Here is a 25,150-nt window from a genome sequence, read left to right on the forward strand (position 1 = left end):
TGCTAAATTTATTAAGATAGGAGCTTAAAGATGAAAAACAAAAATTTTAAAATTGTAGTGTCAGGTGATATCTGTATAAATGTACTGCAATGGGTAACATATCCTAATAGTAATAACGGTTTAAACTGGCAGACTCATTTAAATATGCATAATGCTTTAAAACCAGGAGGAGCACTACTTCTATCGAAGTTTGTAGAGTTGGCAACAGAAGCTTCAGTATTTTCACCGCAGATACGTGATATAGAATGGGTTTGGCAAAGAGAGTTTCTTAGTTCCACTGTAGAATTGGATAAATTTACTAAATACGATGATGAAACTAATAGTAGTAATGTGTATAGAATAAAGCGTTTGATGGGATTTACTGAAGCTATGTCAGGTATGCCGAGATTACTGCCTATAATGGACGACAATCCTAGTGCAGATATGGTTATATTGGATGACGAAGATAATGGCTTTAATTTCAGCAAGGATTTTTGGCCTTTGGCTTTACAATCTACTGAAACATCACCGATTATATTATATAAAATGAATAATCCTATTGGTTCTAGTGAGCTTTGGAAGCATTTGCAAAAGTCTCACAATGAAAAGACAATAGTTATTATAAATGGTGATGATTTGCGTTCAAAGGGTGTTAATATAAGTAAAAGCCTCTCATGGGAGAGAACAGCACAAGATTTTGTTTGGCAAATTAGTAACAATCCAAATCTTGCTTTCCTTGCAAGTTGTCGTCACCTTATAATACCTTTTGGACTTGAAGGTGCAATTTATTATAGAAATGAGGGTACACCTGAAACTAGATTATATTTTCTGCCATATGGATTTGAAGGAAGTTTTATTAAAGACACTCAAGGTAAAATGATTGGACTTACATCCTGTTTTGTAGCAGGACTTGCAAGTGCTATTGTTACGGGAAGTCAAGATAATGAAGAGTTATACGAATCAATAGGAACAGGAATACGGCAAGGAATCGTTTCAGCTCAGAAATACTTTATTGAAGGTTTTGGAGAAAATCTAGAAAAATATTCATTTCCTAATTCTTCAATATTTATTAAAAAGGAAGAAGATTTTGTACATAAGGATCATGTGCAAGATGTATTAGTGCCTGTGTCATCAAATTCTAATTGTCGTTCTTGTTGGTATATTTTAAAAGATAAAAGTTCTACTAACCTAGCTGAAATAGCGTATGATATAGTTAAAAATGGAGTTAAAAGTGCATTGAAATCTATTCCTATAGCACAATTTGGGAATTTAACAACAGTAGATAAGGCAGAAATAGAAAGTTATAGAAGTATCAAAAATCTTATGATGGAATACATATCCACTAAAAATACAGTTAGGCCTCTTTCAATTGCTGTATTTGGGACACCTGGTTCAGGGAAATCTTTTGGTATAGTAGAAGTGGCTAATAGTATTGCATCAAATTTAATTAAAAAACTAGATTTTAATTTATCCCAATTCCGTTCACCGTTAGATTTAGTGAATTCATTTCATAAAGTAAGAGACATTGTATTAGAAGGAAAAATTCCACTAGTATTTTTTGATGAATTTGACTCTGCACTTGAAGGAAAGCTTGGATGGTTAAAATATTTCTTGGCTCCAATGCAGGATGGTACATTTAGAGAGGGAGATTCTATCCATCCTATAGGAAAAGCCATTTTTGTATTTGCTGGAGGAACAAGTAATACTTTTAAAGAATTTTGTGGAGAAGATTTGAAAGATGAAAATGAACAAAAGAAGTTTTTACTTGAGTTTAAAGGTGCAAAAGGTCCAGATTTTATAAGTCGTTTAAGAGGTTATGTAAATATTCTTGGACCTAATCGAACTGATGAAAAATGGGATCATTTGTTTATAATCCGAAGAGCGATGCTGCTACGTTCACTATTGGAACGTAAAGTATCTCATCTTATAAATGATAATGGTGAAGCTCAAATTGATGATGGTGTACTAAGAGCCTTACTTAAAATTAGAAGATATAAACATGAATCAAGATCTATGGAAGCAATACTGGAAATGAGTATGCTGACAAATGCGAAAAAGTGGGAGCAATCAGATCTACCATCTAAAGAACAATTAAAACTACATGTAGATGAAGAGCAATTTTTACGTCATTTAATGCATGATGCATTTTATAGTGAGAGAATTGAGAGTCTTGCAATGGCTATTTACGAAAAAAATAAAAATATAGATTCAGATTATAGTATGCCATGGCAGGAGCTTAGTGAAGATACCAAAAACTCTATTAGGCATCAGGCAAAAAATATTCCTAATGCTTTACTTAAAATTAATTATGACGTTGTGTCTGTTAAAGAAAGTGAAGTCTTTATAGAGTTTACAGCTAGAGAATTAGAAGTTTTAGCTGAGAATGAACATAAGAGTTGGTATAACTATAGAAAAAAGGCAGGTTGGAAGTATAGTGAAGTTAAGGATAACACTAAAAAGACTGATCCAACGCTTGTAGCCTGGGATAATTTATCAAGTGATAAAAAAAATAAGATATATGAAATGGTTAAGGCTTGGCCAGAAATATTAGCAAAATCAAATTTTAAGATAGACCGATTGAAATTTATGTGTTATTGCGAAAATAAGATTTAACTAGTGATTTAAATCACATTATTTATAAAGAATATTTGATACAATTCTATCAGAATCTTAGTATTTGAAAGGGAGAATATAAAAAAGGAGGGGATTATTTGAGTAAGGTAATAGATTTGTCAAAGACAGTGTATCAATTATATAAGGAAGATCCGGAAGTAATTGAGATTATGAAGGAAATAGGTTTTGAAAGTATATCAGATCCTGCAAAGTTGAATACCGTAGGAAGATTTGTGACAATACCTAAAGGCGCGGAAATGAAGGGGATTGAAATAGAAAAGATTAAGGATGAATTTATTAAAAGAGGATATAGTGTAAAGATGTAATTAGGTTACATTTTCAGATTGATATAAAACTATTGCTGTTATGGATAATTACTATAGCAGTCAATAGCTTTTTTCAGTTAATTCATCTGCTCTGATAAAAGAAATAGCAGAGCAGACTAGAAGAGTGGAGGTTGATCATATGGATTTGCTTAGCAAGACAACATTTAGAAAGCTCGTTCTTGAAAAAAGGGATGCAGTAGCCATGGACACAAGAAAAAAGTGGGATGAAGAAGTATTTAAAAGAATAATACACAACGAATTTTATATAAACTCAAATATCATATTTACTTTTGTAAGTTTTGGCAGTGAAGTAAATACTCATCAAATAATAAATTTAGCGCTAAATGATAATAAAATTATTTATGTACCAAAAATCAAATCAAAAGAGAAGGGTATAGAGATATTTAGAATTAATAGTTTGTCTGATTTAAGACCTGGTTACTTTGACATATTAGAACCATCGGAGAATTGTTCTGCAGCAGATAGTCGTGATATAGATCTTATACTCATGCCAGGTGTAGCCTTTGATAGGCAGGGTGGACGACTAGGATATGGGGCGGGATTTTATGACCGTTTTCTTACGAAAATGAGCAAGAAAGTTTCAAAAATAGCTTTGGCATATCAGCTTCAAGTAGTAAACAGTGTTCCAATGGAAAGCTCTGATGTAAGAATAGATGGAATCATTACAAATGAAGAACTAATAACCATAAATTAAAGATATCTACAGAAGGCTAATGTGTGATTATAATCACGGCATAATTGGCAATTGAAAGCTATAATAAAATACAAAATACTTTTATAAAAACATATAAAATCAATAGATTTTATATGTTTTTATAAAGAAAAGAAGAATAGTATTTATTTTGAGTTTCGTTCTAGTAATTCTATGTAATTGAAGGAGGATTTTTGATGTCTTATGATGCAGCTTGGTCTAAAAATGAAAAGTTAAATGAAGTGGAAGTTATTAAAATTGAGAAAGATGGTTTGGATGTAATAGAAACCATAATTGAAAAGTATTCAAAGGAAGGTTATGATTCTATAACCGCTGAAGATATGAATAGATTTAAGTGGGCTGGAGTTTACGAACAAAAACCTAAAAATGGATACTTTATGATGAGAGTGCGTATAAACTCTGGAATAATGAGTTCAGAACAGGCAAATATTTTAGCACTTATTGCTAAGGATTATGGACGAGGTATTGCTAATGTTACTACAAGAGGAGCGGTACAATTTCACTGGATTAGAGTACAAGACCTACCTTATATTTTTGAAAGGCTTAAAGCTTGTGGGTTGAGTTCCTTTGAAGCTTGTGGTGATTGTCCAAGAACAATAGTAGGAAATCCTCTTGCAGGCATTGATAAAGACGAGCTTATGGATACAACAGAGATTGTAGAGGAAGTTAATCAATTATTTTTACGCAATAAAGATTTTTCTAATTTGCCAAGAAAATTTAAAATATCCATCTCTGCTAGTACCCGCAATGCAGCTCATGCTCAAATTAACGATATTGCCTTCACTCCGACAGTAAAAAATATTGGAGGAAAAGAGGTCATAGGCTTTCATGTGTGGGTTGGAGGGGGCCTTTCTGCTATCCCTTATTTGGCACAAAAGCTCAATATTTTTGTAAAACCAGAAGAAGTAGTTAAAGTTGCTAAGGGAGTATGTACTATTTTTAGAGATTATGGCTATAGAGAAAAGCGTACTCGTGCCCGTTTAAAATTTTTAGTAGCAGACTGGGGAATAGAAAAGTTTAAAAGCAAATTATTAGAGCTTATTGGAGAAATGCCAAATATGGGTGAAGATAAAAGATCCTCATGGAATGCTTCTTATTACTTTGGAGTGCATTCTCAAAGGCAAAAAGGCAAAAGTTATATTGGAATTAACTTGCCTCTAGGTGAGATTAGCTCTCACCAACTTCTTGAACTTGCTGATATTTCGGCAAAATATGGAGACGATAAACTGAGAACTACCCTATCTCAAAACTTGATTATTACAGGGATAAATGATGAAGATGTAGAGTTTTTATTAAGAATGGATATCTTTAAGAACTTATCTCCTAGCCCAGATGCATTCATGGGATATACAGTTTCTTGTACTGGAAAGGAGTTTTGTAATTTAGCCATTGTTGAAACAAAGGAATTAGCTAAAAAAGTTACTAAATATCTTGCTTCTAAAATTGAATTAGACACGCCAATTCGTATTCATTTTACGGGGTGCCCTAATTCCTGTGGACAAAAACATATAGCTGATATTAGTCTTCAAGGAGCAGTTATAAAAACTGAAAATGGTAATGAAGATGCTTTCACTTTATGGATAGGTGGAACATTAAGTGGAAATGGAAAATTTGCAGAAAATCTAAATTATCGTGTAAAAGCGGATGAGGTCCATATAGTCCTTGAAAAAATAATACTTTTCTTTAAGGATAATAAACTGGAAAATGAGACCTTTACTGATTTTATTGATCGAGTTGAAATTGGTGAAGTTAAAAATAATATTTTGAGCATAGAAAATTAGGTGGAGGAAATATATCAATGGGAACAGGTTTGTTAATTGAAGGAAGTGCTAAGTTTATTACTTCAGGTTCAGAATTTGATATGATGAAAAATAAGTTTCCATTTTTAAGTAGGGTTTTAGAGATAACAATTATATCAGCAAAACAAACATTATAATTTTTTTCAATAGTGTCTAATTAATGTAAGCGGTTAATAACAGCTATCTTGACTGTTATTAACCGCTTATGTTCATAATATGAATATAAGCAGTTCATAAACTCTTTTATAACATTAGACGATAAAAAGAACTTAGTGCCACTTATAACACCGCTTGTAGAAGTGGAGGGTATTAGTAGCAGTTAGTTATGGGATAAAACTAATATTATAATTTTTGTTATCTAAAGAAGGGAGAGGAATTACCTTGTATTACATATATAATATATTAGTGCAATTTGTAGATAGAGCTACATTACTTCTGATATGTTTATTTATTATAACTAGAATGCAAAGCTTTAGAGAAATATTTTTGAAGGAGAACTACCAAAGGAAAGATTATGCAATTATTTGCATAGTATTTTGTATATTTGCTATATTAGCAACTTATACAGGATTAAATGTAGAAGGGTCATTGGTAAACGTTAGAACAATTACTATAGTGTCTGGAGGAATAATATTTGGTCCACTTGTGGGAATAGTAACGGGAGTGGTATCGGGACTGCATAGATATTTAATAGATATAAATGGTATAACTTCAATACCATGTCTTATAAGTAGTATAATCGCAGGAGTTGTGTCTGGATATATCAATAAAAAGGTTAAGCGGAATTATAGATGGATAGCTGGTATAGTTGCAGGAATGCTAAGTGAACTGATTACAATGATACTTATACTTATATTAAGCAAACCTCATTCCTTAGGATTCGATATAGTATCCAAAATTGCGATTCCCATGATACTTGGACAAATTACTGTAGGATTTATTGTTTTATTAGTTCAAAGTGTAGAAGATGATAAAGAAAAGATAGCTGCCAAGCAGGCAAAATTGGCACTTGATATTGCAAACAAAACTCTTCCATACTTTAGAAATATAAATAGCGATTCTTTAAATAAAATATGTACTATAATAAAAGAAGACATACAAGCTGATGCAGTAGCCATAACTGATAAAAAAGATATATTAGCTTATGTTGGAGTTGGAGAAGAGTATTATAATATAGGCCATGAAATAATAACTGAAGTAACTAAAGAAGCAATAAAGAATGGCAAAATAATTATAAAAAATGATAATTTGGATGATAAAAGTGCAATGTTAAAATCAGCTATTGTAATACCACTTGAAGAAAAAAATGAAGTTATAGGAGCTTTAAAAATATACTATGGAAGAGAGCACAAAATAACTTACTCACTGCAAACTCTTGCAGTAGGGCTTTCACAGATTATTTCTACTTTAATGGAAGTGTCAAAGATTGAACAAATAAAAGAAATGGCGAATAAAGCAGAGATTAAAGCACTTCAAACTCAAATAAACCCACATTTTTTATTTAATGCATTAAATGCTATAACTTCTTCTATAAGAATAAACCCAGATAAAGCTAGAGAACTTATAATAAATTTAGCTAGCTATTTAAGGTATAATCTAGAGCTAAATGATGAATTTATAGATATAAAAAAAGAACTTAAACAAGTTAAAGATTATATAGAAATAGAAAAAGCTAGGTTTGGAAATAAATTAAATATGATTTATGATATAGATGATGTAGATGTTAAAATACCTAGTCTTTCAATACAACCTCTAGTTGAGAATGCTATAGTTCATGGTATTTTAAAAGATAAAGGTGTAGGAACTGTAAATATTAGTGTAAAAAAACATGATGAAAAGGTTAAAATATCTATAGTTGATAGCGGTGTTGGTATAAGTGAAGATATAATAGAAAGAGTTTACAACGATAACATACCTGAAAATAAAATTGGCCTTTACAACGTACATTTAAGACTTAAGCTTATTTATGGGGAAGGTCTTATAATAAAAAGGCTTGAAAAAGGAACTAAAATAGAATTCTATATAAAGAGGTGAGATTATGAGAGCTATAATAGTTGAAGACGAATTTTTAGCAAGAGAAGAACTTAAATATTTTATTAAAAATTATAGCAGCATAGAGATAGTAGATGAGTTCGAAGATGGAATAGACGTACTTAAATTTATTCAGAAAAATGAAGTTGATGTTATCTTTTTAGACATAAATATACCATCGCTTGATGGTGTACTACTTGCTAAGAATATAAGTAAATTTTCTAAAAAGCCGTATATAGTTTTTATAACAGCGTATAAAGAACATGCTGTAGAAGCTTTTGAGATAGAGGCTTTCGATTATATATTAAAACCCTACTATGAGTCTAGAATCATATCTATGTTAAAAAAGTTAGAAATGAGCTATAATCAGCAGAAAGATAATTCACATAAAAATAGTATAACTAACAAGATAAACCTATGGAAGAATGAAAAGATAAGAGTAGTAGATTTAGATGATATATACTATTGTATTGCTAGGGAAAGAGTAACTTATGTTTCTACTAAGGATGAGGAGTATTCAGTAAACGTTAGTATAACTGAATTTTATAATAGTTTACCAAAGGATAAGTTTTTTAAATGTCATAGATCTTACATTGTTAACATAACCAAAATAAAGGAAATAATCCCTTGGTTTAATAACACATATAATTTAAGACTTCAAGATATAGACTATGAAATACCAGTAAGTAGAAGCAACTTAAAGGAATTTAAGCAGCTTATGAATATATAAATTTAAGTAAAATCAGATAGGGGTTAAATGTCTGCAGTCAGAGGCGTTTAACTCCTATCTGATTTTTTATTCACCAAGAATCAGAAGGAATTGAAACTCCATATGATTCAAGTTTTACAATAGGATAACTACTGCCAATAACATCTCAGTTTGTGCAATCGGAGTATTAATGGTAGTTAAGTTATACTATTGGTGTATTTCATGTAGCTTTCTTTGCATATCATTCAATAATTAATAATTTTATAGTTTGCTGATATATAATTTAAAACAAGTAGAGGGACAAGACAGCAAAGGTTTACAGCAATATAAAAAGTTTTATTAAGTTATTAAAGTAGCAGAACTAAAATTGAAGAGTGGGTGAAAGGAGATTTTCAAAATGAAAAACACATCAGAACGTCGTTGGTTAATAGTATTAGGTACAATAATTGCTCAATTAGGACTCGGAACAATCTATACTTGGAGTTTATTCAATCAGCCTCTTGTGAATAAATTTGGCTGGCAATTAAGTAAAGTAGCTCTTACATTTTCGATTACAAGCTTTGCTTTAGCATTTGGCACATTATTCGCAGGTAGGCTTCAAGAAAAGCTAGGAATTAGAAAGCTTATATCAATCGCTGGAATAATAATGGGAACTGGTTTAATGTTAACATCTAAGGTAACCTCAATATCTATGTTGTATGTTATGGTTGGTTTAATTGTTGGAGCAGCAGATGGTGTTGCATATATTACGACCCTTTCTAATTGCATAAAGTGGTTTCCAGAGAAAAAGGGTCTTATATCAGGTATTTCAGTAGGAGCATATGGAACTGGAAGCTTAATCTTTAAATACATTAATGCAAGTTTAATAAGTTCAAAAGGGGTGACCGGAGCGTTCTTGTATTGGGGTATTATGGCAATGGTTTTAATACTTACTGGTGCTCAATTATTAAAAGATGCATCATCCAAAACAGTTAGTGTTAATAACAGTGAAAAAGGAAATAACTTTACAGTAAGACAAATGTTGAAAACTAGACAAGCTTATCTTTTATTTATAGTGTTTTTTACAGCATGTATGAGTGGTCTTTATTTAATAGGAATTGTCAAAGACATAGGTGTTCAATTAGCTGGACTTAAACCTGCTATAGCCGCAAATGCGGTAGCTATGGTAGCAATATTTAATACCTCTGGAAGAATTATATTAGGTGCCTTATCAGATAAAGTAGGTAGATTAAAAGTAGTATTGTTTACACTTACAGTTACTGCCATTGCAGTGTTCGTATTGAGCTTTGTACATTTAAATTTTGGGATTTTCTTTGCTTGTGTTGCTGGAATTGCATTTTGTTTTGGTGGAAACATTACAGTTTTCCCAGCTATAGTAGGTGACTTTTTCGGTTTGAAAAATCATAGTAGAAATTATGGAATTATATATCAAGGCTTCGGATTTGGTGCACTTTCAGGATCATTTATAGCTGCACTTGTAGGAGGATTTAAACCTACATTTATGGTTGTCGGAATGTTGTGTATAGTTTCGCTTATCATAGTAGCTACAATAAAATCTCCAATGGAGCTACCTGAAAATATTAAAGGAGACAACAATGGTTTAGAATTAAATATAAATGCTGCTTAAAAAATACATTAATTCGCTAAAAATTGTTATTAGTATTATAAAGAATAATGAAAATACAATAGAAACATCTGTATCGATTTAAAGATGTAATTCACTGCAAATCGATACAGACGAAAAAATATGTAACTTAATCATACTAAGGGGTGAAGCAAATGTTAAAACAATGGGAAGATTTTAAATTAGGAAAATGGACAGAAGAGATCGATGTAAGAGACTTTATTCAAAAGAATTATACAGTATATGAAGGAGATAAAAGCTTTTTAGCAAATCCAACAGTCAAAACTAAAAAATTATGGAATGAAGCAGAAGATCTTATTATAGAAGAAATTAAAAAAGGCGTTATGGATGTTGAAACTAACGAGTTTTCAGGTATAAACAATTTCAAACCAGGATATTTAGATAGAGAAAATGAAGTTATCGTAGGATTTCAGACCGACGCTCCATTAAAGAGAATAATGAACCCATTTGGTGGAATCAGAATGGTTGAACAATCTCTTGAGGCATATGGGTTTGAAATGAATGAAGATATAAACAAGAACTTCAAGAAATACAGAAAAACTCACAATGAAGGAGTTTTTGATGCTTATACAGATGGAGCAAGAAAAGCAAGAACAGTAGGTCTTTTAACAGGACTTCCTGATGCTTATGGAAGAGGAAGAATAATAGGCGATTACAGAAGAATAGCCCTTTATGGAATGGACTTCTTAGTAGCACAAAAGAAGAAAGATTTAAAGGAAATAAAAGGATCATGTGATGAAACTCTAAGAATTAGAGAAGAAGTATCAATGCAGATCCGTGCTATGCAAGAAATCAAAGATATGACTTTATCCTATGGAATAGACATATCCAAGCCAGCTTCAAATGCAAAAGAAGCAGTTCAATTCTTATACTTCGGATATTTAGCTGGAGTAAAAGAAAATAACGGAGCAGCAATGTCAATTGGAAGAAATACTACTTTCTTAGATATATATATAGAAAGAGATCTTCAAAATGGATTATTAACAGAAGAATTAGCTCAAGAAATAATTGACCAGTTTGTTGTAAAGCTAAGAATGGTAAGACATTTAAGAACTCCTGAATACAATGACTTATTTGCAGGAGATCCTAACTGGATAACCGAATCAATCGGAGGGGTTGGCGTTAACGGTAAGCCACTTGTTACTAAAACAGCTTACAGATTCTTGCATACACTAACTAATTTAACACCAGCACCAGAACCAAACATGACAGTACTATGGTCACAAAATTTACCAGAAAACTTCAAAAAGTACTGTGCAGAAATGTCAATAAAGACAGATGCTATTCAGTATGAAAATGATGATATAATGAGACCAATATACGGAGACGACTATGCTATAGCTTGCTGTGTATCTGCTATGGAAGTTGGTAAGAGAATGCAGTTCTTCGGAGCTAGAACAAACCTTGCTAAAGCATTACTTTACGCTATAAACGGTGGAGTAGATGAAAAGAAAATGGCTAAGGATGGCAGCTTAATAGAAGTTGTACCTGGCATAGAAAGAATAACTGACGAAGTTCTTGATTTTGACAAAGTAATGGAGAACTACAAGAAAGTTATGGCAAATGTAGCTGAATTGTATGTTGATACAATGAATACAATACACTATATGCACGATAAATATGCTTATGAAGCAGGGCAAATGGCTCTTCATGATACAAGAGTAAAGAGATTTATGGCATTTGGTATAGCAGGATTATCAGTTGTTGCAGACTCATTAAGTGCTATAAAATTTGCTAAAGTTAAACCAATAAGAAATGAAAAAGGTATTGCTGTTGACTTTGAAATCGAAGGAAACTTCCCTAAATTCGGAAATGATGATGATAGAGTTGATGATTTAGCAGTAGATATAACAAAGAGATTCTCAAAAGAGCTTAAGAAACATAGAACTTATAGGAATGCAGATCATTCACTATCAGTTTTAACTATAACATCAAACGTTGTTTACGGTAAGAAGACAGGATCAACTCCTGACGGAAGAAAAGTTGGAGAAGCTTTTGCACCAGGAGCAAATCCAATGCACGGAAGAGATGAGAATGGAGCACTTGCATCACTTAACTCAGTAGCTAAAATACCATACAGAGAGTATTGCCAAGATGGAGTTTCAAATACATTCTCAATAATACCAGATGCTCTTGGAAAAGATGAAGAAAGTAGAATCAACAATCTTGCAAATATGTTAGACGGATACTTTGGACAGAGTGCATTCCACTTAAATGTAAATGTACTTAGAAGAGAAACATTGATAGATGCTATGGAAAATCCAGAAAAATATCCAACTCTAACTATCAGAGTTTCAGGATACGCTGTTCACTTCAACAGATTAACTAAAGAACAACAAAAAGAAGTTATAAGCAGAACTTTCCACGAATTAATGTAGTAAAATCTAATATAAGACAAAAATATCTGAATAAAAAATTATAACATCTATATCTTATAATAAAACATAATAGCAAAAACCATGCAAATGGTAAAAGTAATATTTAGCTCAAAAATAATAAATCAAAATAACAATTACACGCTTAGAAGTGATATGCTCCCCTTAAGGTAGACAGATTAAAAAAAAATCTGTTACTTCAAGGAGGAGCATTTTTATGCCCAAAAGAACTAAATATACTGCAGAAGAAAAGTATAAAATTTTAATGGCATATGAGAACGGACTTGGATCAATGTTGAAGGTTGATTCTATGTATAAAATCAGAGAAGATAATCTTAGAAATTTGATATATAATTTTGAGAAATATGGTTTATATGTGCTAAGAGAATCGAGAACATGGAAGTCTTATTCAACGGAACTAAAGACACAGGCTGTAATGGACTATCTTTCAGGAGAATATTCACTGAGAGAAGTTGTGAATAAGTATGAACTATCAGATAAATCATTATTGAAACATTGGATAAACAAGTATAATAGTCATAGAGAAATAAGAACAACTTTGAAAGGAATGAGCCAATCTATGACAAAGGGAAGAATTACTTCTTTGAAAGAAAGATGAAGATGAACTTATATCTGAAGATAGAGTGAATTATGTAATGAAATGGATAGATAAAATGAGAGTAGATTGTAGAACTGTGTCAGAACATCCTATTAAAAGGCAACAGAGACTTTTAGAACTTTCATTTGGCAGTAGTTCAAGTAGCCTGACAGAGGAAGAAATTAAATCATTAAAAGACTTGATAGCATGTAAATGTTGACCTTTGTTTTAGTGTGATACAGAGATATTGTATTTGTCATCGAGGGCAAAGTAAGAAAGATAAGGAGCATAACGGCCCATAAAATTAGTATATAAAATTCTACTTTGACCATGTTTGTATAAATGCTACCATTATCTCTTAAAATAGTTAAGTCTTATTTGCGAAACAAAATTTGGAATAGAATTGATTTTTTATGTTATTATGATATAACATAGTAAAAATTGTAGTGTGCCAAGTGCTCAATTGAAAATCGTGGCAGGAATCATTATTTTAGCAGTAGATTCTTCTGTTGACAAATTGATAAAATTGCTTGTATTGTATGTAGTTATGTTTAGCATTGCTTGTATTTTAGGGGGAGGTGTTAATATGATTACATGTTTCATAGTTAACATTATAACTGACTCTATTGCGAATAATGAGGATTGGGCAAAGTACACATGTTTATCTTAAATCACAATTCAACATTCTTCATAACTTAAAGTAAAGCTATATTCTAGCTTTTTTTTATTTCATATAAAAAATAGCCACCTCATAAGTACATGAGGAATGGCTAACTTCTATTTAATACACTTTTTTAGTTAAAAATCTTCTGCTTTTCTAACTTTAATTGCTGTTTAACGAAATTAAAGTATTCAGCACTATACATTGAAAGCCCTTGTTTCTTTTTTTCTAAAGCATCTATTTGAGATTGAAGTTCCTTATTTTTGTTTGCATTTTTATTATTTGACTTAGATTGTGAACTATTTGTACTAGCCTTACTTTTTACGTTTTGAGAAGAATTAACATTAGCTTGATTTTTAGCTTGTTCAGCCTTTTCTGCTTCTGCATTTTTTTGTTCCTGTATAGCTGCAGCAAACTTATCTTTCAGCTTCCTAGATTCCTCATTATTAGGATCAATCTTTAATATTTCATCAAGATATATATTGCCCTCTTCATAATTACCTTTGCTTGCAGAATCATTTGCAAGTTTAATATTTTGCGATATGTATTGTGTTTTACATAGTTTTATTTTATCCTTCAAGTCTGGAAACTGAGTACTATTAGCATCAATTTTATTAAATTCAGCCAATGCTTCAGTATACTTTTTTTCATTTAATAGATTTACACCTTCTGTATGGTAGCTTTTATCAATTTTAAATCTTTCAGCTTTCTTAATATTTGATTGGGCATCATCACTTTTTTTATACTCCAATGATTGCTTAAATAGAGCTATTGCCTTATCATATTCACCGATCTGCATATATTGGTTTCCCTGTTTTACTAAATTATTATATTTTATCGTTTCACCAACCCTATACATACTGAAACCAGAAATAAAGGCTAAACAGAGAGTTACTACTGAAATTACTACATTTCTTACTATTCTTACTTTTTTTCCTTTCATTAATACCTCCAGTGCTCTAAATAATATAAGGATATTATACCATAATTAGAACACCAGTTCTATTTATTTCTAAAATTTGTCCTCCTACTTTAAGAATTAAAAATATGTGTAATTCATAAATTATTTTTAATAGTTAATTACTTTACAATAAACCAAACAATCATATTGTTAATTTTAATAAACAATTATATTGTTGCAAAACAAACAATTTAATGATATAATAATTAATATAGATAGAAAAGAAGAGACAAGGAAGCGAGGTAAGGTGAATGAACGCAATATTTTTAGGAATTGTTGTAGTTGGAATGGTTGCATTGGGGTATAAGTTCATCATAATGCCTGTGTTGCTAATGAATAAGCAGTTGGCTGCAAGAAGTAAAGTATGTGAGATTATGGCTAAAGATGGTCTTAGTTTTGAAGATGCAAAAGATAAGCTTTTAACTGAAAAGATAGCTAAAATTGTAGAAGTTGAAAATTACTGTTATGAATTAGAAGGTCGCAAAATGAAAATGGGAGACAGAATATCATTTTACAATTCAGATGAAAAGAACTATACAGTAGGAAATTTTGTAGGCACTAGAAACTCAGCTTCAGAAGGGTACACTGAACATATGTGCATAAAAACAGTTGATGGCAAAATCAAGTTCTTTCCAGTTGAGATAATTGATACAGACACATTAAAAATTTACGAGAGGTAGTCAGTATGAAGAAGAAGTTAGGTTTTATATATTTAGCCCTACTTCTAATTTTTTCAGTAGGGTTTATAAGAATAGTTTATGCATCTAGTACCCAATCTAATATTGATAAAAAAATAGAACAACAGAATAAGGATATTAAAAATAATATAAAAGATGCTCCTGACAATGGAGAGAAGTTAGATGGACTAATAAATCAATATAATAATGACAATAAAAATTCCTCTGGAGATTTTAATAAAAAGGAGTTAAAAGCAAAAATTGAAAATGGTTTAACTCAGACTACGATAACATTAAGAAAATATGCTATTCCGATTTATACAATATTCATGCTCATTATGACAGTGTTAATCAGTACAGTAGGTGCTAAAAGTTTAGAAAAGAGAAAGTCTTATATAGTGTGGTCTTTAAGCGTTACTATAGTGTTTCTATTCTTTTTAAATCTGCCTATACTTGTTATCTACTTTCAGAACAGAGCAGTTGAAGAAATACTCGGAAGTGGAGGCGTTTATCAAGCTCTATATGGGCTTATTAGATTCTTACAGGAAAATAGTCCAGTGATAGCAGCATTACTAATTGTATATGGAATAACTAATATAACATTAAGTAAAACTGATCTTCCAAGGCGGTTACAGGGAAGGTACATGATAAAACTAGCATTTATTGTTTTGATAGTGCTTCAAATATTCCCAGTGATAATAAATGTTATAGTCTAGGAATTATAGATAAGGAAGGATAAAGTTATGAAACACATATTGTTTGGTATTAATCAAAATCCAAATAAAGCTATAGAGAATAAAATTTTAGATAAATATGTTGCTACTAACAATGAAAATTTTACTTTTGATACTGAGTATTACTTAGAGGGAATAGAAAAAGCTTTAGGGGAAAAGCCTTATGATGTCCTTATACTTCGTGAGGACCTAGAGATTAACAAACAGGTATCATTTCAATTTCTAGATAGGATAACAGACAAACATCCAACACTAAATATAATTCTAATTGTTAATGATGAGCACCAAAGTGATAGATACATTATTGATATTTTTAAATTAGGAATTTACAACATCCTATATAAAGAAGATTTAACCTTACCTAATATAGTAAATCTTATAGACAATGTGAGAACTAAAATTGATGCAAAGATTTATTTGGAATTAGAAGACGCTAATGAAAGCCAACAAGAAGTCAAAGAAGAAGAAAGTATGCTTGAAATAGAAGATGAACAGCTCCTAACTATAATTGGTAATTTAAAAGGAGCTACAGAAGAAAATATATCTGAAATATTTGATGGCATAAGTCAGCAGTACAACGAAAAGCAGATGGTATTCTTAGTTTCACTATTAACTGATGATATAAGAAGATTACTAACCCAATCTGGAAATTCAAACTACACTACTTTTTACAATAAATTAAATAATGTTGTAGAAAAGGTTGCAAAAGCAGAAGTAGTTAATAAGAATACTGCTAAAAAGGAAAGTTTTAAAGAAAAAGTCAAAGTAGAAAAAGTTTATATAGAAAAAGAAAAAATAGTTGAAATTGAAAAAAAGGTAGTTGAAAAAGTCTTCATAGAGAAAGAAAAAGAAGTAAAAGTCTATGAAAGACCTAATGACTATAAAAAGAAAGTAGGCTTTGTAGGTTTCAGCGGAGCGGGAAAAACAACACTTGTAAGTTTGGCAGCAGATATGCTAAGCACCAGTAAGTTAAAGACCGCAGTGGTTGACCTAACGCTTACAAGAGATTTATATGATATACACATCTTTAATAACTTAGATGAAGATGAAGATGATAAAAAAGAAAAAGAAGGTAAAAATGCACTACTATCCTTAGTTGGAGGTTCTTTAAGACCATATAAGATTAATAAATATGTTGACCTATATACTGCAAGCTATGAAAGTAAAGTGGACTATGGAAACCCAATCTACTACTTACAACTATTAGAACAGGAATATGACGTTATTTTAATCGATATGGACTATAAGACACCAAGGGAAGTTTATCAAATAGTAAATAACGCTTATGTAGTACACACCCTTGATATAGCCAAATTAAAACATAATACAAATTATGAAGCAGAGTTAAAAGATCACATAAATATGAAGAAGATTAAATTCATAATAAATAAAGTTATACCATGTGGTATTACACCAAAAATGATAAATCATTGTTTAAAAACTAATACAAATTTAGAAACATCTCATAGAGCACCAATAATTGAAGATGAAGTACCTATGTTTACAGTGCCATACAGTGCTGAAATAAGCAAAATGGCATACGAGTATACCTATAGTTCTAAAAAGCTTGATACTGAAAGCTTTGAAGCAATTAAAAACATAGTACAAGACATATATCCTACAAATATAAAAACTGAGAAGGAAGGCTTATTTGGAAAGATAGGTAAGTTATTTAAAAAGGAAAAAGGAAAAGTTATTAAGCCGGAAGAACTGGCAAGGGAGCTGCAGAGTGAAGTTTCTAAAATAGAATCTCCGACAGAAGAAATTGCACCAAAAAAAGAAGTAAGTAATAAAGCAGAATCAAGTCAAGTTATAAAGACTAATGAGATACTTGAAGTTGATCCAGATGAATTAATTATGGAAGAGTAGATTTTGTAGGAGGTAGAAAAAGATGAATAAAACCGCAAGGTTAATTACTGCTTCCTTTTGCATAGTGTTAGCAGGCGTTATAGGATTTTATCAATTTAAGCTTTCCAATGTGAAGGGGAATAAGCAAGTAGTTGTAGTAGTAGCCAAAACAATATATTCAGGGGGGATGAAATAACTTCTGATAAGATAACTACAAAAAAAATCGATTCAGCTTCAGTAGTTGAAGGTGGATATTCTAGCCCAGGAGAGATAACAGGAAAAATTGCTACTGAAAACTTTAGAAGTAATGAGCAGATATTAGCTAGTAAAATCGCAACTAAAGAAAAGTGGGCAGAAGGTGAAATGAGGTTAGTATCTATAACCTGCAACCCTGATAAGGACACATTCACAGCAAATGAAGTAAGACCTCTTGATAAGGTTGATATATACTTTATCCCAAATCAGCCACAGATAAATCCAGCTCAAACTATACCTTTATACCCAATGGATTCAACATTATTAAACACCTTAAAGCCAATACTTGAAAAAGTAGAGATATTAGATGTAAAAAGTGCAGAAGGTATTAGTTATAAAGACAAAGTTCAAGGACAGGCATTTGTTCCAAAATCAGCTATATTCATGGCTCCTAAAGATATTGCAGATAAGATACAAACTTACAAAGCTTTAGGTGGATATTTCTCATTAAGCATTAGTGGTCAAAGACCTTCAATAGAAGGAAATAAGAAAGTTACAGGAACCACCACAACATCCAATAACAATGGTAGTTCTGTAATATTCAAGTAGGTGATTTTATGGGGATAGTTATTGGAATATGCGGAAAAGAAAAAAATGTAGGTAAAACAACATTGAGCTTATTTCTAGGACAGGCTATGTGTGAAGTAACAAACTCACCTTCCATTGTAATAGATTTAGATATAAATCATCCAGAAGCAAAGATTATATTAGAGAAGGATTCAACTAATAACTACAACGTAGATAACATAATGTCTTATGCTACAGTACCAGGAAGTAAATTAGACTCAGTAGTTAAAAGCAATACAACACCTTTTTTAAATAGCAAGTTAAGCGTAATATATGGAACAAATTTTAAGGGCAGAAAATATACAGATGTTCAAGTAACTAATCTTATACAGGGAGTAAAGGAAAATTATGAGTTTGTAATATTAGATTTAGGTGAAACAGAAGTTAATCAAAGCCTCTTAAATAATATAGACCTTATGTTAGTTATGGTTCCAGCCTCAGAAAAGTATATAGATACACTTTCAGAAAGAGGAGACTTTTTTAATAAGAAAGCAGAATACATTCTTAATTTTAATAACAGAGGATTAGGAATTGAAAAGATATTCTTAAAAACTTTCGGTAAAGAGTTTATAGCAGTATTCCCATTTTCAAGGGATGTGCCACAAAACATTAATAAAGGATACTTGGATCTTGAAGAAGGTAACTATAAAGGAGAATTATATAATCTTGTTTCAGTTATACTAAATAAATTTCAAATGGGCGAAAAGGTGTCTGCAAAGTTTTTATTTGCAAATGACATAGTAGCCAGAATGTCCAACAATCCAATTTTCAATAAGATATGGAAAAGTAAAAAGGAAGAGAAGCTCAAGGAAGAGAGAGTTAAGTCAGTATTCAAAGTTGAAAAGAGCCCAATGTTAGGAGAAATTTTAATTATAAAAGGATTTATAACTAGAGAACAGTTAAATGAAGCACTAAATCACCAGATGAAAGAAGATGATTAGAGAAAATCAGGAGGATGCCATAGATGTTAGATATAAGGTATGAATTAAAAGGTTTACTAGATAAATATAGAACAAAGATTGTAGATAGAATGAAGGACCCAAATGTATTATCTGATGAAGAAGCGGATATGCACACAGATTTTATACACCGCTGCGGTAAAGGAGATTTGGAAGCTAGAAGATATGTTATGACTAAAATTAAAGAACATCTGATGACATTAATAACCTCTGCTGACAGAACTACATTAAGGGCAATAATTATTGAACACTTCAATAGTATAAAAAATAAAGGATATAAAACTGTAGACCTAGATTCTATAGACTTTCAGAATGAAGAAGCATTTATAACTTATTATCAACTTATGGATGAGTATGGCAGTCCTCAACAACACGATATCTTAAATATTGAAGTTAATGCAGTTGATGAAATAGATTTTTTCGCAATGGAGATTTATAAAAGTGAATACGGATTATCTCTAATTGAAGAACTGATATACATGAAAATAAACAACATTGAGGTACATGGTACTAGAAAAATAAGAGTAGAAACTAACAAAGGTATTTGGTACACAATAAAAGACTACCATTTTTCAACGGATGAAGAAATAAAGTGTATTGCTGATAGACTATATTCTCAGGAGGGAAATGGTCAGATAACAGATGAAAATTGTGAAGTTACAGGAAGATTGCTAAATGGTGCGAGATTAACTATAACATTGAAACCAGGAGCAGCAGAGCATGGAATTTTCATTAAAAAGTTTGATAGTGTATCTGTTTCCGAAGAAGAAATGCTACAGAATGGTACAATCACTAAGCATATGCTTGATGATCTAAAGATTTTAGCAAAGGGTAGAGCCAATTCTGTATTCATCGGTGGTGTAAACACTGGTAAATCAACATTCTTAAAGATTTATGTAGGGCTATTCCCTAAACACTATAAGATAGGACTTGTGGATTCTGGTAAGGATACAGACCTTATGGACTTATATCCAGACAGAGATATAACAACACTTTATGAAACAGATAAGTATTCACTTCACGAGCAGTTCTCATATAAGTTAAGAATGGGAAGACACATTATTATCATTGGTGAGGCTAGATCCTATGAAATTTCTGAAATGATAAAGGGTATGACTAGAGGTAACAGTGGAAGCTGCTGTTCACTTCACATTACAAATCCTTATCACGTTGTAAATGCCATAGCAAGAATGGGAGCTGAAAGTGGTACTGGCGTAGACATTAATGTATTAAGAGAAGAGGCAGCGGAGGCAGTAGATATAATAATCAGGTTAAGACACTTTGAGGATCTTGGAAAGAGAATGGTTGACTATATTGGAGAGCTAGTAGTTAATTATGATAATCCTATAAGACCTTTTGAATTACGACCTATTTATCAATGGGATGAAAGTAAAAAGATGGTTATAAAAGTAAGTGACTATAAGCCAAGTCAAGAATTAGAGGATAAATTAAGATACTACGGTTGTTCTGACGAAGATATTGAATTATTGAAAAAGGAATGATGAGTATGCAGTTCATAGAAATAATAAATTATATGGAAGGGAATATACCTGTTTTAATTCTCTTAGCCTTTGCACTTATAACACTCTTATCTATAGTTCTATCAATGATAAGTCCAAAGAGGGTTAAAGTTAAAAAGAGAATAATGCAACAAAACAGTAAGTTTTCTCAAAAAATAGTTAATGTAATCAATAAGGTTTCTATTTTAACTAAGTTAAGGGATTTTGTAAGAATACAACTAGGCTTAATTACATCAAAAAGTGATGTGAAAAATGAGTATTATGCCAGCATGATGGTGTTTTACTTGGGGAGTTTTTTCATTACATCATTTATAGTAACACTTTTCCTTAGCATACCTCTAATGTTTAAGCCACTAATATTGATTTTATGTATTCTAGTTCCTCATCTTTTTATGGTTATGTATATAAAAGGGAAAAGAAAAAAAATATACAATGACTTTCCAGAGCTAGTATCTGTGTTTATATCTAAATATGTAAGCACACAAAATACAAAAGAAGCCTTAAGAAAAAGCATTCCAGACTTGCCTTATAGTCTAAGATATGAGGTAAAAAGGTTAGTTAATAGTATGAATCATGCTGAAAGTTATTTTAAGGCTTTAGATGAATTTGATACTAGAGTTAATTATGTTATGTGTACTGCATTTGTGGCACTTCTAAAAGCGGGATATAAGACAAACAATGATATTATTCAAAGTCTTTTAGATTTAGAAGGCTATATATCTCAGGAAAGATTAGAAAGCCAAAGAAAAGTTGAAGAATTGAAGGACAAAAAAGCAAATATATACTTTTTAATCGCATGTATGGTTGTAACTTATTTTGGTATGGTGAACAGATTAGGAGATAAAGCTACTAATTTCTATTGGCACACAATACAAGGACAGGCAGTAGTAGCAGGCTGCATTATATTTTCAATAGTTTCTATTACTATGATAGTTGTTGAAGATACTTTATAGATAGTGTAAAGTGAGATATGAAAAAAGTAGCCTTAAAAAATATGCTCGTAAGAGCTCACAAAAGTTGAAAAATTTTTTCTAAATAAAATTTAGTTGCTGTAATCGCCACCCTTGACTGCATGACAAATAAATGCTCTGAAATTGGCACCGACGGCAAAGAAACTCAAAAACAGATAGATTTCACCGTCTTGTTCACAGCATTTTAGCATTTATTAGTAATACCATCAAGGGCAAGCCCGAAGGGTGGCTAAGTATTTACCTCTGGCTCAAAAATCTAAAAACAAATAGTAGTTAAGCTACTGGTTGTTTCTGCATATTTAGAATAGTTTGTTGACCAAGATAAATAAGAAGTTGCCATTTAGCTGGCATATTACCAGCATTACTTAAGATATCTAACTCGTTTAGTGGCTTCCAGTAGTTATAAGGATGAGGGCGTAGAAAGTTATAATAGGCAACCCAAAGAGAAACGCCATAGAGAGCACCATTTTCACTTCCATAACCACCGGTAACACGGTAAGAAGATTTGAAGGTGCGATTAAGCCGTTCTACTATTTGCTTTACCCAACGGAACTCTTTAGATACAGCATCATCATTAGTAAGTCCTATAACTTGGGTAATGTCAAAATCCCAGCCACTCTGTATTTTACATTGTTGGCTGGCAAGAGGATATGCACTATAACCATCTGCAATGAATCTTAGAGCTTTACCTGGAAAGGTTTTAAACTTTTCAAAAGCCATACGCATAGTTAGAATGCAAGGACCTACAGCACGGGTATCTGATACTTGATAACCTAAGATAGATTTTTTGCAAGCATCCATTATAATCCAAACATAGTGCTTTACACCTTTAACCTTAATATAAGTTTCATCAGCAGAAAGAATGTTAGAAGGTTTATAATCAAAGGTATCCACAAAAGGCTTTATAACTGCGGCAGCAGTCATAGCATAGTTTGCTACCATGGTATGTGAAATCTTTACTCCATGTACTTCTTCCATAGCATGAGCTGTTTGTCTAGTAGATAATTTAAGGTTTACGTGATAAGTAAGGCAAAGACCCATAATGTGGGCATTGAACTTTTTATACTTAAAGTTAATTACCCTAGAAGAAAGTTCATGTAAGTCCATTTTAAAAAAATCTATGGTGAACTCACGATAGATGTAGTGGAGCTTGTATTTATGTTTTTCAGAACTATCTAAGTCCTTTGGCAGTTTAGCAAGATTGCTACGATAGTAAGAGCACTTTTTATTAACACATTTATGTATTCTAAAATGCTTACGGTCTTTCTTAGGAGTTAAAATACATCCACAATAAGGGCAACGCAAAGCAAGAGGCTTATTATAGATATTTGTTTCGTTAAATAGCTCTCCACACACTTTGCATTGATATTGCCCCTTAGAACCATTGTTCTTATAGATATACTGGTGTGGAGCACCGCAACGAGGACATACAGTGGATTCAGGAACAATTGCTTTCGCTGATCTACGATTTACTGGTTTAACAGTTTTACCGTATTTATGCTCATAGTAGGCTAAAAGTAATTGATAATCAACAGGTTCTGGATTGAAAATTTTAGGTAGCTTATCCACTTTAAACTTTTGGTATTCAGGACTATGTGAATCCTCAAAAGCCCACTGCTTTAGGGGAATATGTTTAGCAATAAACAAAAGTAATTGAGAAATTACTTTCAAAAGGTATTTGTTATATAAAAGTAAATAAGTTATAATTGAATCCATACAATGTCCTTTCCTTTGGATGTTATTTTGGAGGTTCGAAGATTCAATTATAACAGAAAAAAGGGGGGCATTGTTTTTTTTATTCAAAAAACTCTGTAACCCTTGATATATAAAGAATAAATTAAAGAAATAGTGTAAAAAACTTTACACTATCACTTTATAAAGGGGAGGGGTGGATATGACTATAGTTTATATATTGGCTGGAGTAGGGGCATTGTTGTTACTAACATTGATACCCTTACCTAGACAAAGATTGAAGAATACTATTAATAAATACATGTACGAAAAGGATAGCAGAGAGGAATTTATAAGTAAGATTGAGGGATCATTTTTAATTAAAATGATGACACCTAAAAAGGATTCAGTTAGATATGAAAAGGAAAGAAAAAAACTTTTAAAAGCAGGAATAAGACTATCCTTAGAAAAAGTAGCAATTATAAAAGTAGTGTTTTTTATAATATCCTTTATATTCATTTTTGGTGTTTATGTAAATATGAATACCTTAAGAGAAAAGGGGATATTAGAGCAATCAGATAACAATAATGCAGTTACTTTAATAATGGGAAATACAGATACAGATGTAAAAGGAAGTAATTCTATCTATGATAGCTTATTACAAAAAACACTGGAGAAAGCACCTAATTATAAAACCTATTTTAAGAAAAATAAGGTAGGTGAGCTTGCTGCAATAATTGGGGATGCAAGGGAAGAACTCAGCATTCAAGACAATAAAGATGAAACCGCTCGTAAAGTATTACAAACACTACTTCAAGCCTATAACATGACCATTATATCTCCAGCAAATGTAGGTATTTTATTGTTACTTGCTTTACTATCTACAGGGATAATAGACTTAATATTCGGCTTTAGGAAGTCAATTAGAATTGCCAAGATTGAAAAAGAATTTGCGAAAATTGAGGCGGTAACAATACTTCTGATGAATAAAGAGAATATAAACGTTGTTTCCTTGCTTCAGCAGATGAAAGCTCAATCAAAAGTATTAAGATCTAATTTTCAGCAGTGTTTAAATATGTATACTTCAAGTCCAGTGAAAGCTTTAGATGAGCTTGTAACAGAAGTAGATAACTCTGAGTTTACCAAGTTCATTACAATTTTAAAACAGTGCTTAAATTCTGATAAAGCTACTAATAATCAGATTCTAAAAATACAGAGAAATCTACGTTTAGCCATGGAAGAAACAATGAATAAGCAGAAAAATAGAAATAAAAGAATAAGGCTTACATTACTGCAATTTCCATTAATCCTTCTGTTAATATTACTTATCATGCTACCATTCTTTGATATTATCAAGAATACAATATAAAGGTATATGGGTATACAGAGGAAATCCCTTATGTATAAAGGTTTATAAGGTATGACTATACTAGTTGTATGTAATAAGTACGATTAATATGTAAATTAAATAAACATAAATTAAACAACAAAATTATTGTAAATAAAATTGAAGTATGA

22 protein-coding genes and 2 pseudogenes are annotated in these 25,150 nt (G+C 31.3%); 22 read left to right on the forward strand and 2 right to left on the reverse strand.

Translation table 11 applies throughout. The annotated features are described in order from the left end of the window. Nucleotides 1–30 precede the first annotated feature (30 nt). The 12 genes and pseudogenes from CLMAG_RS12415 to CLMAG_RS31720 all read left to right on the forward strand — a co-directional run bounded on the left by CLMAG_RS12415 (nt 31) and on the right by CLMAG_RS31720 (nt 13,478). Nucleotides 31–2,592, forward strand: a complete 2,562-nt coding sequence (locus CLMAG_RS12415) for a RyR domain-containing protein (protein WP_066622501.1) — start codon at nt 31–33, stop codon at nt 2,590–2,592. A 98-nt stretch (nt 2,593–2,690) separates the two neighbouring features. Continuing rightward, nucleotides 2,691–2,918, forward strand: a complete 228-nt coding sequence (locus CLMAG_RS12420) for a DUF1858 domain-containing protein (RefSeq protein WP_066622503.1) — start codon at nt 2,691–2,693, stop codon at nt 2,916–2,918. Between the two features lie 139 nt (nt 2,919–3,057). Continuing rightward, nucleotides 3,058–3,633 carry a 5-formyltetrahydrofolate cyclo-ligase gene (locus CLMAG_RS12425; RefSeq protein ID WP_066622504.1) on the forward strand — a complete coding sequence of 192 codons (576 nt, stop codon included), beginning with the start codon at nt 3,058–3,060 and terminating at the stop codon, nt 3,631–3,633. Between the two features lie 194 nt (nt 3,634–3,827). After that, complete coding sequence (locus tag CLMAG_RS12430) at nt 3,828–5,432, forward strand: nitrite/sulfite reductase (protein WP_066622506.1); 1,605 nt, start codon at nt 3,828–3,830, stop codon at nt 5,430–5,432. Between the two features lie 17 nt (nt 5,433–5,449). Next, nucleotides 5,450–5,587 (forward strand): annotated as a pseudogene (locus tag CLMAG_RS12435) (FMN-binding protein); the annotation flags it as partial. Between the two features lie 325 nt (nt 5,588–5,912). Next, nucleotides 5,913–7,484 (forward strand): sensor histidine kinase, encoded by a 1,572-nt coding sequence (locus tag CLMAG_RS12440; RefSeq protein WP_278330543.1) that lies wholly within the window; start codon nt 5,913–5,915, stop codon nt 7,482–7,484. Nucleotides 7,485–7,488: 4 nt separating this feature from the next. After that, nucleotides 7,489–8,211: a LytR/AlgR family response regulator transcription factor gene (locus tag CLMAG_RS12445; RefSeq protein ID WP_066622510.1), complete on the forward strand. Its 723-nt coding sequence runs from the start codon at nt 7,489–7,491 to the stop codon at nt 8,209–8,211. A gap of 376 nt (nt 8,212–8,587) precedes the next feature. Continuing rightward, complete coding sequence (locus CLMAG_RS12450) at nt 8,588–9,817, forward strand: L-lactate MFS transporter (RefSeq protein WP_066622511.1); 1,230 nt, start codon at nt 8,588–8,590, stop codon at nt 9,815–9,817. A gap of 152 nt (nt 9,818–9,969) precedes the next feature. Next, nucleotides 9,970–12,213: a formate C-acetyltransferase gene (gene pflB / locus CLMAG_RS12455; RefSeq protein WP_066622513.1), complete on the forward strand. Its 2,244-nt coding sequence runs from the start codon at nt 9,970–9,972 to the stop codon at nt 12,211–12,213. Between the two features lie 214 nt (nt 12,214–12,427). After that, nucleotides 12,428–12,829 carry a helix-turn-helix domain-containing protein gene (locus tag CLMAG_RS31715; protein WP_066622515.1) on the forward strand — a complete coding sequence of 134 codons (402 nt, stop codon included), beginning with the start codon at nt 12,428–12,430 and terminating at the stop codon, nt 12,827–12,829. Nucleotides 12,830–12,854: 25 nt separating this feature from the next. Then, the gene (locus CLMAG_RS32410; protein WP_207647054.1) at nt 12,855–13,028 is read left to right on the forward strand and encodes a hypothetical protein; all 174 of its coding nucleotides are present in this window, start codon (nt 12,855–12,857) and stop codon (nt 13,026–13,028) included. Between the two features lie 228 nt (nt 13,029–13,256). Continuing rightward, nucleotides 13,257–13,478, forward strand: a complete 222-nt coding sequence (locus tag CLMAG_RS31720; RefSeq protein ID WP_153040990.1) for a hypothetical protein — start codon at nt 13,257–13,259, stop codon at nt 13,476–13,478. A 124-nt stretch (nt 13,479–13,602) separates the two neighbouring features. Here CLMAG_RS31720 and CLMAG_RS12465 read toward each other — a convergent pair whose 3' ends face one another. Beyond that, complete coding sequence (locus CLMAG_RS12465) at nt 13,603–14,412, reverse strand: tetratricopeptide repeat-containing protein (RefSeq protein ID WP_066622516.1); 810 nt, start codon at nt 14,410–14,412, stop codon at nt 13,603–13,605. 269 nt (nt 14,413–14,681) lie between these two features. Between CLMAG_RS12465 and CLMAG_RS12470 the strand changes: the two genes are divergently transcribed. The 9 genes and pseudogenes from CLMAG_RS12470 (at nt 14,682) to CLMAG_RS12500 (ending at nt 21,943) form a co-directional block, all read left to right on the forward strand. Beyond that, nucleotides 14,682–15,110 carry a hypothetical protein gene (locus CLMAG_RS12470; protein ID WP_066622517.1) on the forward strand — a complete coding sequence of 143 codons (429 nt, stop codon included), beginning with the start codon at nt 14,682–14,684 and terminating at the stop codon, nt 15,108–15,110. A gap of 5 nt (nt 15,111–15,115) precedes the next feature. Further along, nucleotides 15,116–15,823, forward strand: a complete 708-nt coding sequence (locus tag CLMAG_RS12475; protein WP_066622519.1) for a hypothetical protein — start codon at nt 15,116–15,118, stop codon at nt 15,821–15,823. Between the two features lie 27 nt (nt 15,824–15,850). Further along, on the forward strand, nt 15,851–17,710 hold the full coding sequence (locus CLMAG_RS31725) for a P-loop NTPase family protein (RefSeq protein ID WP_066622521.1): 1,860 nt from the start codon (nt 15,851–15,853) through the stop codon (nt 17,708–17,710). Nucleotides 17,711–17,732: 22 nt separating this feature from the next. Further along, on the forward strand, nt 17,733–17,885 hold the full coding sequence (locus tag CLMAG_RS32415; RefSeq protein WP_161486961.1) for a hypothetical protein: 153 nt from the start codon (nt 17,733–17,735) through the stop codon (nt 17,883–17,885). A gap of 26 nt (nt 17,886–17,911) precedes the next feature. Beyond that, a pseudogene (locus CLMAG_RS34945) lies at nt 17,912–17,962 on the forward strand (hypothetical protein); the annotation flags it as partial. Between the two features lie 90 nt (nt 17,963–18,052). Then, on the forward strand, nt 18,053–18,493 hold the full coding sequence (locus tag CLMAG_RS12485) for a hypothetical protein (protein WP_066622523.1): 441 nt from the start codon (nt 18,053–18,055) through the stop codon (nt 18,491–18,493). A gap of 8 nt (nt 18,494–18,501) precedes the next feature. Further along, nucleotides 18,502–19,452 carry a CpaE/TadZ family protein gene (locus tag CLMAG_RS12490; protein WP_066622525.1) on the forward strand — a complete coding sequence of 317 codons (951 nt, stop codon included), beginning with the start codon at nt 18,502–18,504 and terminating at the stop codon, nt 19,450–19,452. A 23-nt stretch (nt 19,453–19,475) separates the two neighbouring features. Further along, nucleotides 19,476–20,972 (forward strand): ATPase, T2SS/T4P/T4SS family, encoded by a 1,497-nt coding sequence (locus CLMAG_RS12495; RefSeq protein WP_066622527.1) that lies wholly within the window; start codon nt 19,476–19,478, stop codon nt 20,970–20,972. A gap of 5 nt (nt 20,973–20,977) precedes the next feature. Further along, nucleotides 20,978–21,943, forward strand: coding sequence for a type II secretion system F family protein (locus tag CLMAG_RS12500; protein WP_066622529.1), 966 nt, complete (start codon nt 20,978–20,980; stop codon nt 21,941–21,943). 291 nt (nt 21,944–22,234) lie between these two features. On the opposite strand, the gene CLMAG_RS12505 is transcribed toward CLMAG_RS12500, so the two are convergent. Continuing rightward, nucleotides 22,235–23,677 (reverse strand): DDE-type integrase/transposase/recombinase, encoded by a 1,443-nt coding sequence (locus CLMAG_RS12505; RefSeq protein ID WP_066616982.1) that lies wholly within the window; start codon nt 23,675–23,677, stop codon nt 22,235–22,237. A gap of 178 nt (nt 23,678–23,855) precedes the next feature. Here CLMAG_RS12505 and CLMAG_RS12510 point away from each other — a divergent pair, with 178 nt between their 5' ends. Beyond that, the gene (locus tag CLMAG_RS12510) at nt 23,856–25,001 is read left to right on the forward strand and encodes a hypothetical protein (protein ID WP_066622531.1); all 1,146 of its coding nucleotides are present in this window, start codon (nt 23,856–23,858) and stop codon (nt 24,999–25,001) included. The last annotated feature ends 149 nt before the right edge of the window (nt 25,002–25,150 follow it).

The sequence above is a fragment of the Clostridium magnum DSM 2767 genome (genome assembly GCF_001623875.1).
GTDB classification, from domain to species: Bacteria; Bacillota; Clostridia; order Clostridiales; family Clostridiaceae; genus Clostridium_AM; species Clostridium_AM magnum.

What these genes read in the sequence shown, in the direction of transcription:
- pflB (WP_066622513.1), top strand. Translation starts at nt 9,970, where the DNA reads ATGTTAAAACAATGGGAAGATTTTAAATTAGGAAAATGGACAGAAGAG.
- CLMAG_RS12465 (WP_066622516.1), bottom strand. Translation starts at nt 14,412, where the DNA reads ATGAAAGGAAAAAAAGTAAGAATAGTAAGAAATGTAGTAATTTCAGTA.
- CLMAG_RS12415 (WP_066622501.1), top strand. Translation starts at nt 31, where the DNA reads ATGAAAAACAAAAATTTTAAAATTGTAGTGTCAGGTGATATCTGTATA.
- CLMAG_RS12425 (WP_066622504.1), top strand. Translation starts at nt 3,058, where the DNA reads ATGGATTTGCTTAGCAAGACAACATTTAGAAAGCTCGTTCTTGAAAAA.
- CLMAG_RS12440 (WP_278330543.1), top strand. Translation starts at nt 5,913, where the DNA reads ATGCAAAGCTTTAGAGAAATATTTTTGAAGGAGAACTACCAAAGGAAA.
- CLMAG_RS31725 (WP_066622521.1), top strand. Translation starts at nt 15,851, where the DNA reads ATGAAACACATATTGTTTGGTATTAATCAAAATCCAAATAAAGCTATA.
- CLMAG_RS12450 (WP_066622511.1), top strand. Translation starts at nt 8,588, where the DNA reads ATGAAAAACACATCAGAACGTCGTTGGTTAATAGTATTAGGTACAATA.
- CLMAG_RS12445 (WP_066622510.1), top strand. Translation starts at nt 7,489, where the DNA reads ATGAGAGCTATAATAGTTGAAGACGAATTTTTAGCAAGAGAAGAACTT.
- CLMAG_RS12510 (WP_066622531.1), top strand. Translation starts at nt 23,856, where the DNA reads ATGACTATAGTTTATATATTGGCTGGAGTAGGGGCATTGTTGTTACTA.
- CLMAG_RS12475 (WP_066622519.1), top strand. Translation starts at nt 15,116, where the DNA reads ATGAAGAAGAAGTTAGGTTTTATATATTTAGCCCTACTTCTAATTTTT.
- CLMAG_RS12495 (WP_066622527.1), top strand. Translation starts at nt 19,476, where the DNA reads ATGTTAGATATAAGGTATGAATTAAAAGGTTTACTAGATAAATATAGA.
- CLMAG_RS31715 (WP_066622515.1), top strand. Translation starts at nt 12,428, where the DNA reads ATGCCCAAAAGAACTAAATATACTGCAGAAGAAAAGTATAAAATTTTA.
- CLMAG_RS12490 (WP_066622525.1), top strand. Translation starts at nt 18,502, where the DNA reads ATGGGGATAGTTATTGGAATATGCGGAAAAGAAAAAAATGTAGGTAAA.
- CLMAG_RS12485 (WP_066622523.1), top strand. Translation starts at nt 18,053, where the DNA reads ATGAGGTTAGTATCTATAACCTGCAACCCTGATAAGGACACATTCACA.
- CLMAG_RS12505 (WP_066616982.1), bottom strand. Translation starts at nt 23,677, where the DNA reads ATGGATTCAATTATAACTTATTTACTTTTATATAACAAATACCTTTTG.
- CLMAG_RS32415 (WP_161486961.1), top strand. Translation starts at nt 17,733, where the DNA reads ATGAATAAAACCGCAAGGTTAATTACTGCTTCCTTTTGCATAGTGTTA.
- CLMAG_RS12430 (WP_066622506.1), top strand. Translation starts at nt 3,828, where the DNA reads ATGTCTTATGATGCAGCTTGGTCTAAAAATGAAAAGTTAAATGAAGTG.
- CLMAG_RS12500 (WP_066622529.1), top strand. Translation starts at nt 20,978, where the DNA reads ATGCAGTTCATAGAAATAATAAATTATATGGAAGGGAATATACCTGTT.
- CLMAG_RS12470 (WP_066622517.1), top strand. Translation starts at nt 14,682, where the DNA reads ATGAACGCAATATTTTTAGGAATTGTTGTAGTTGGAATGGTTGCATTG.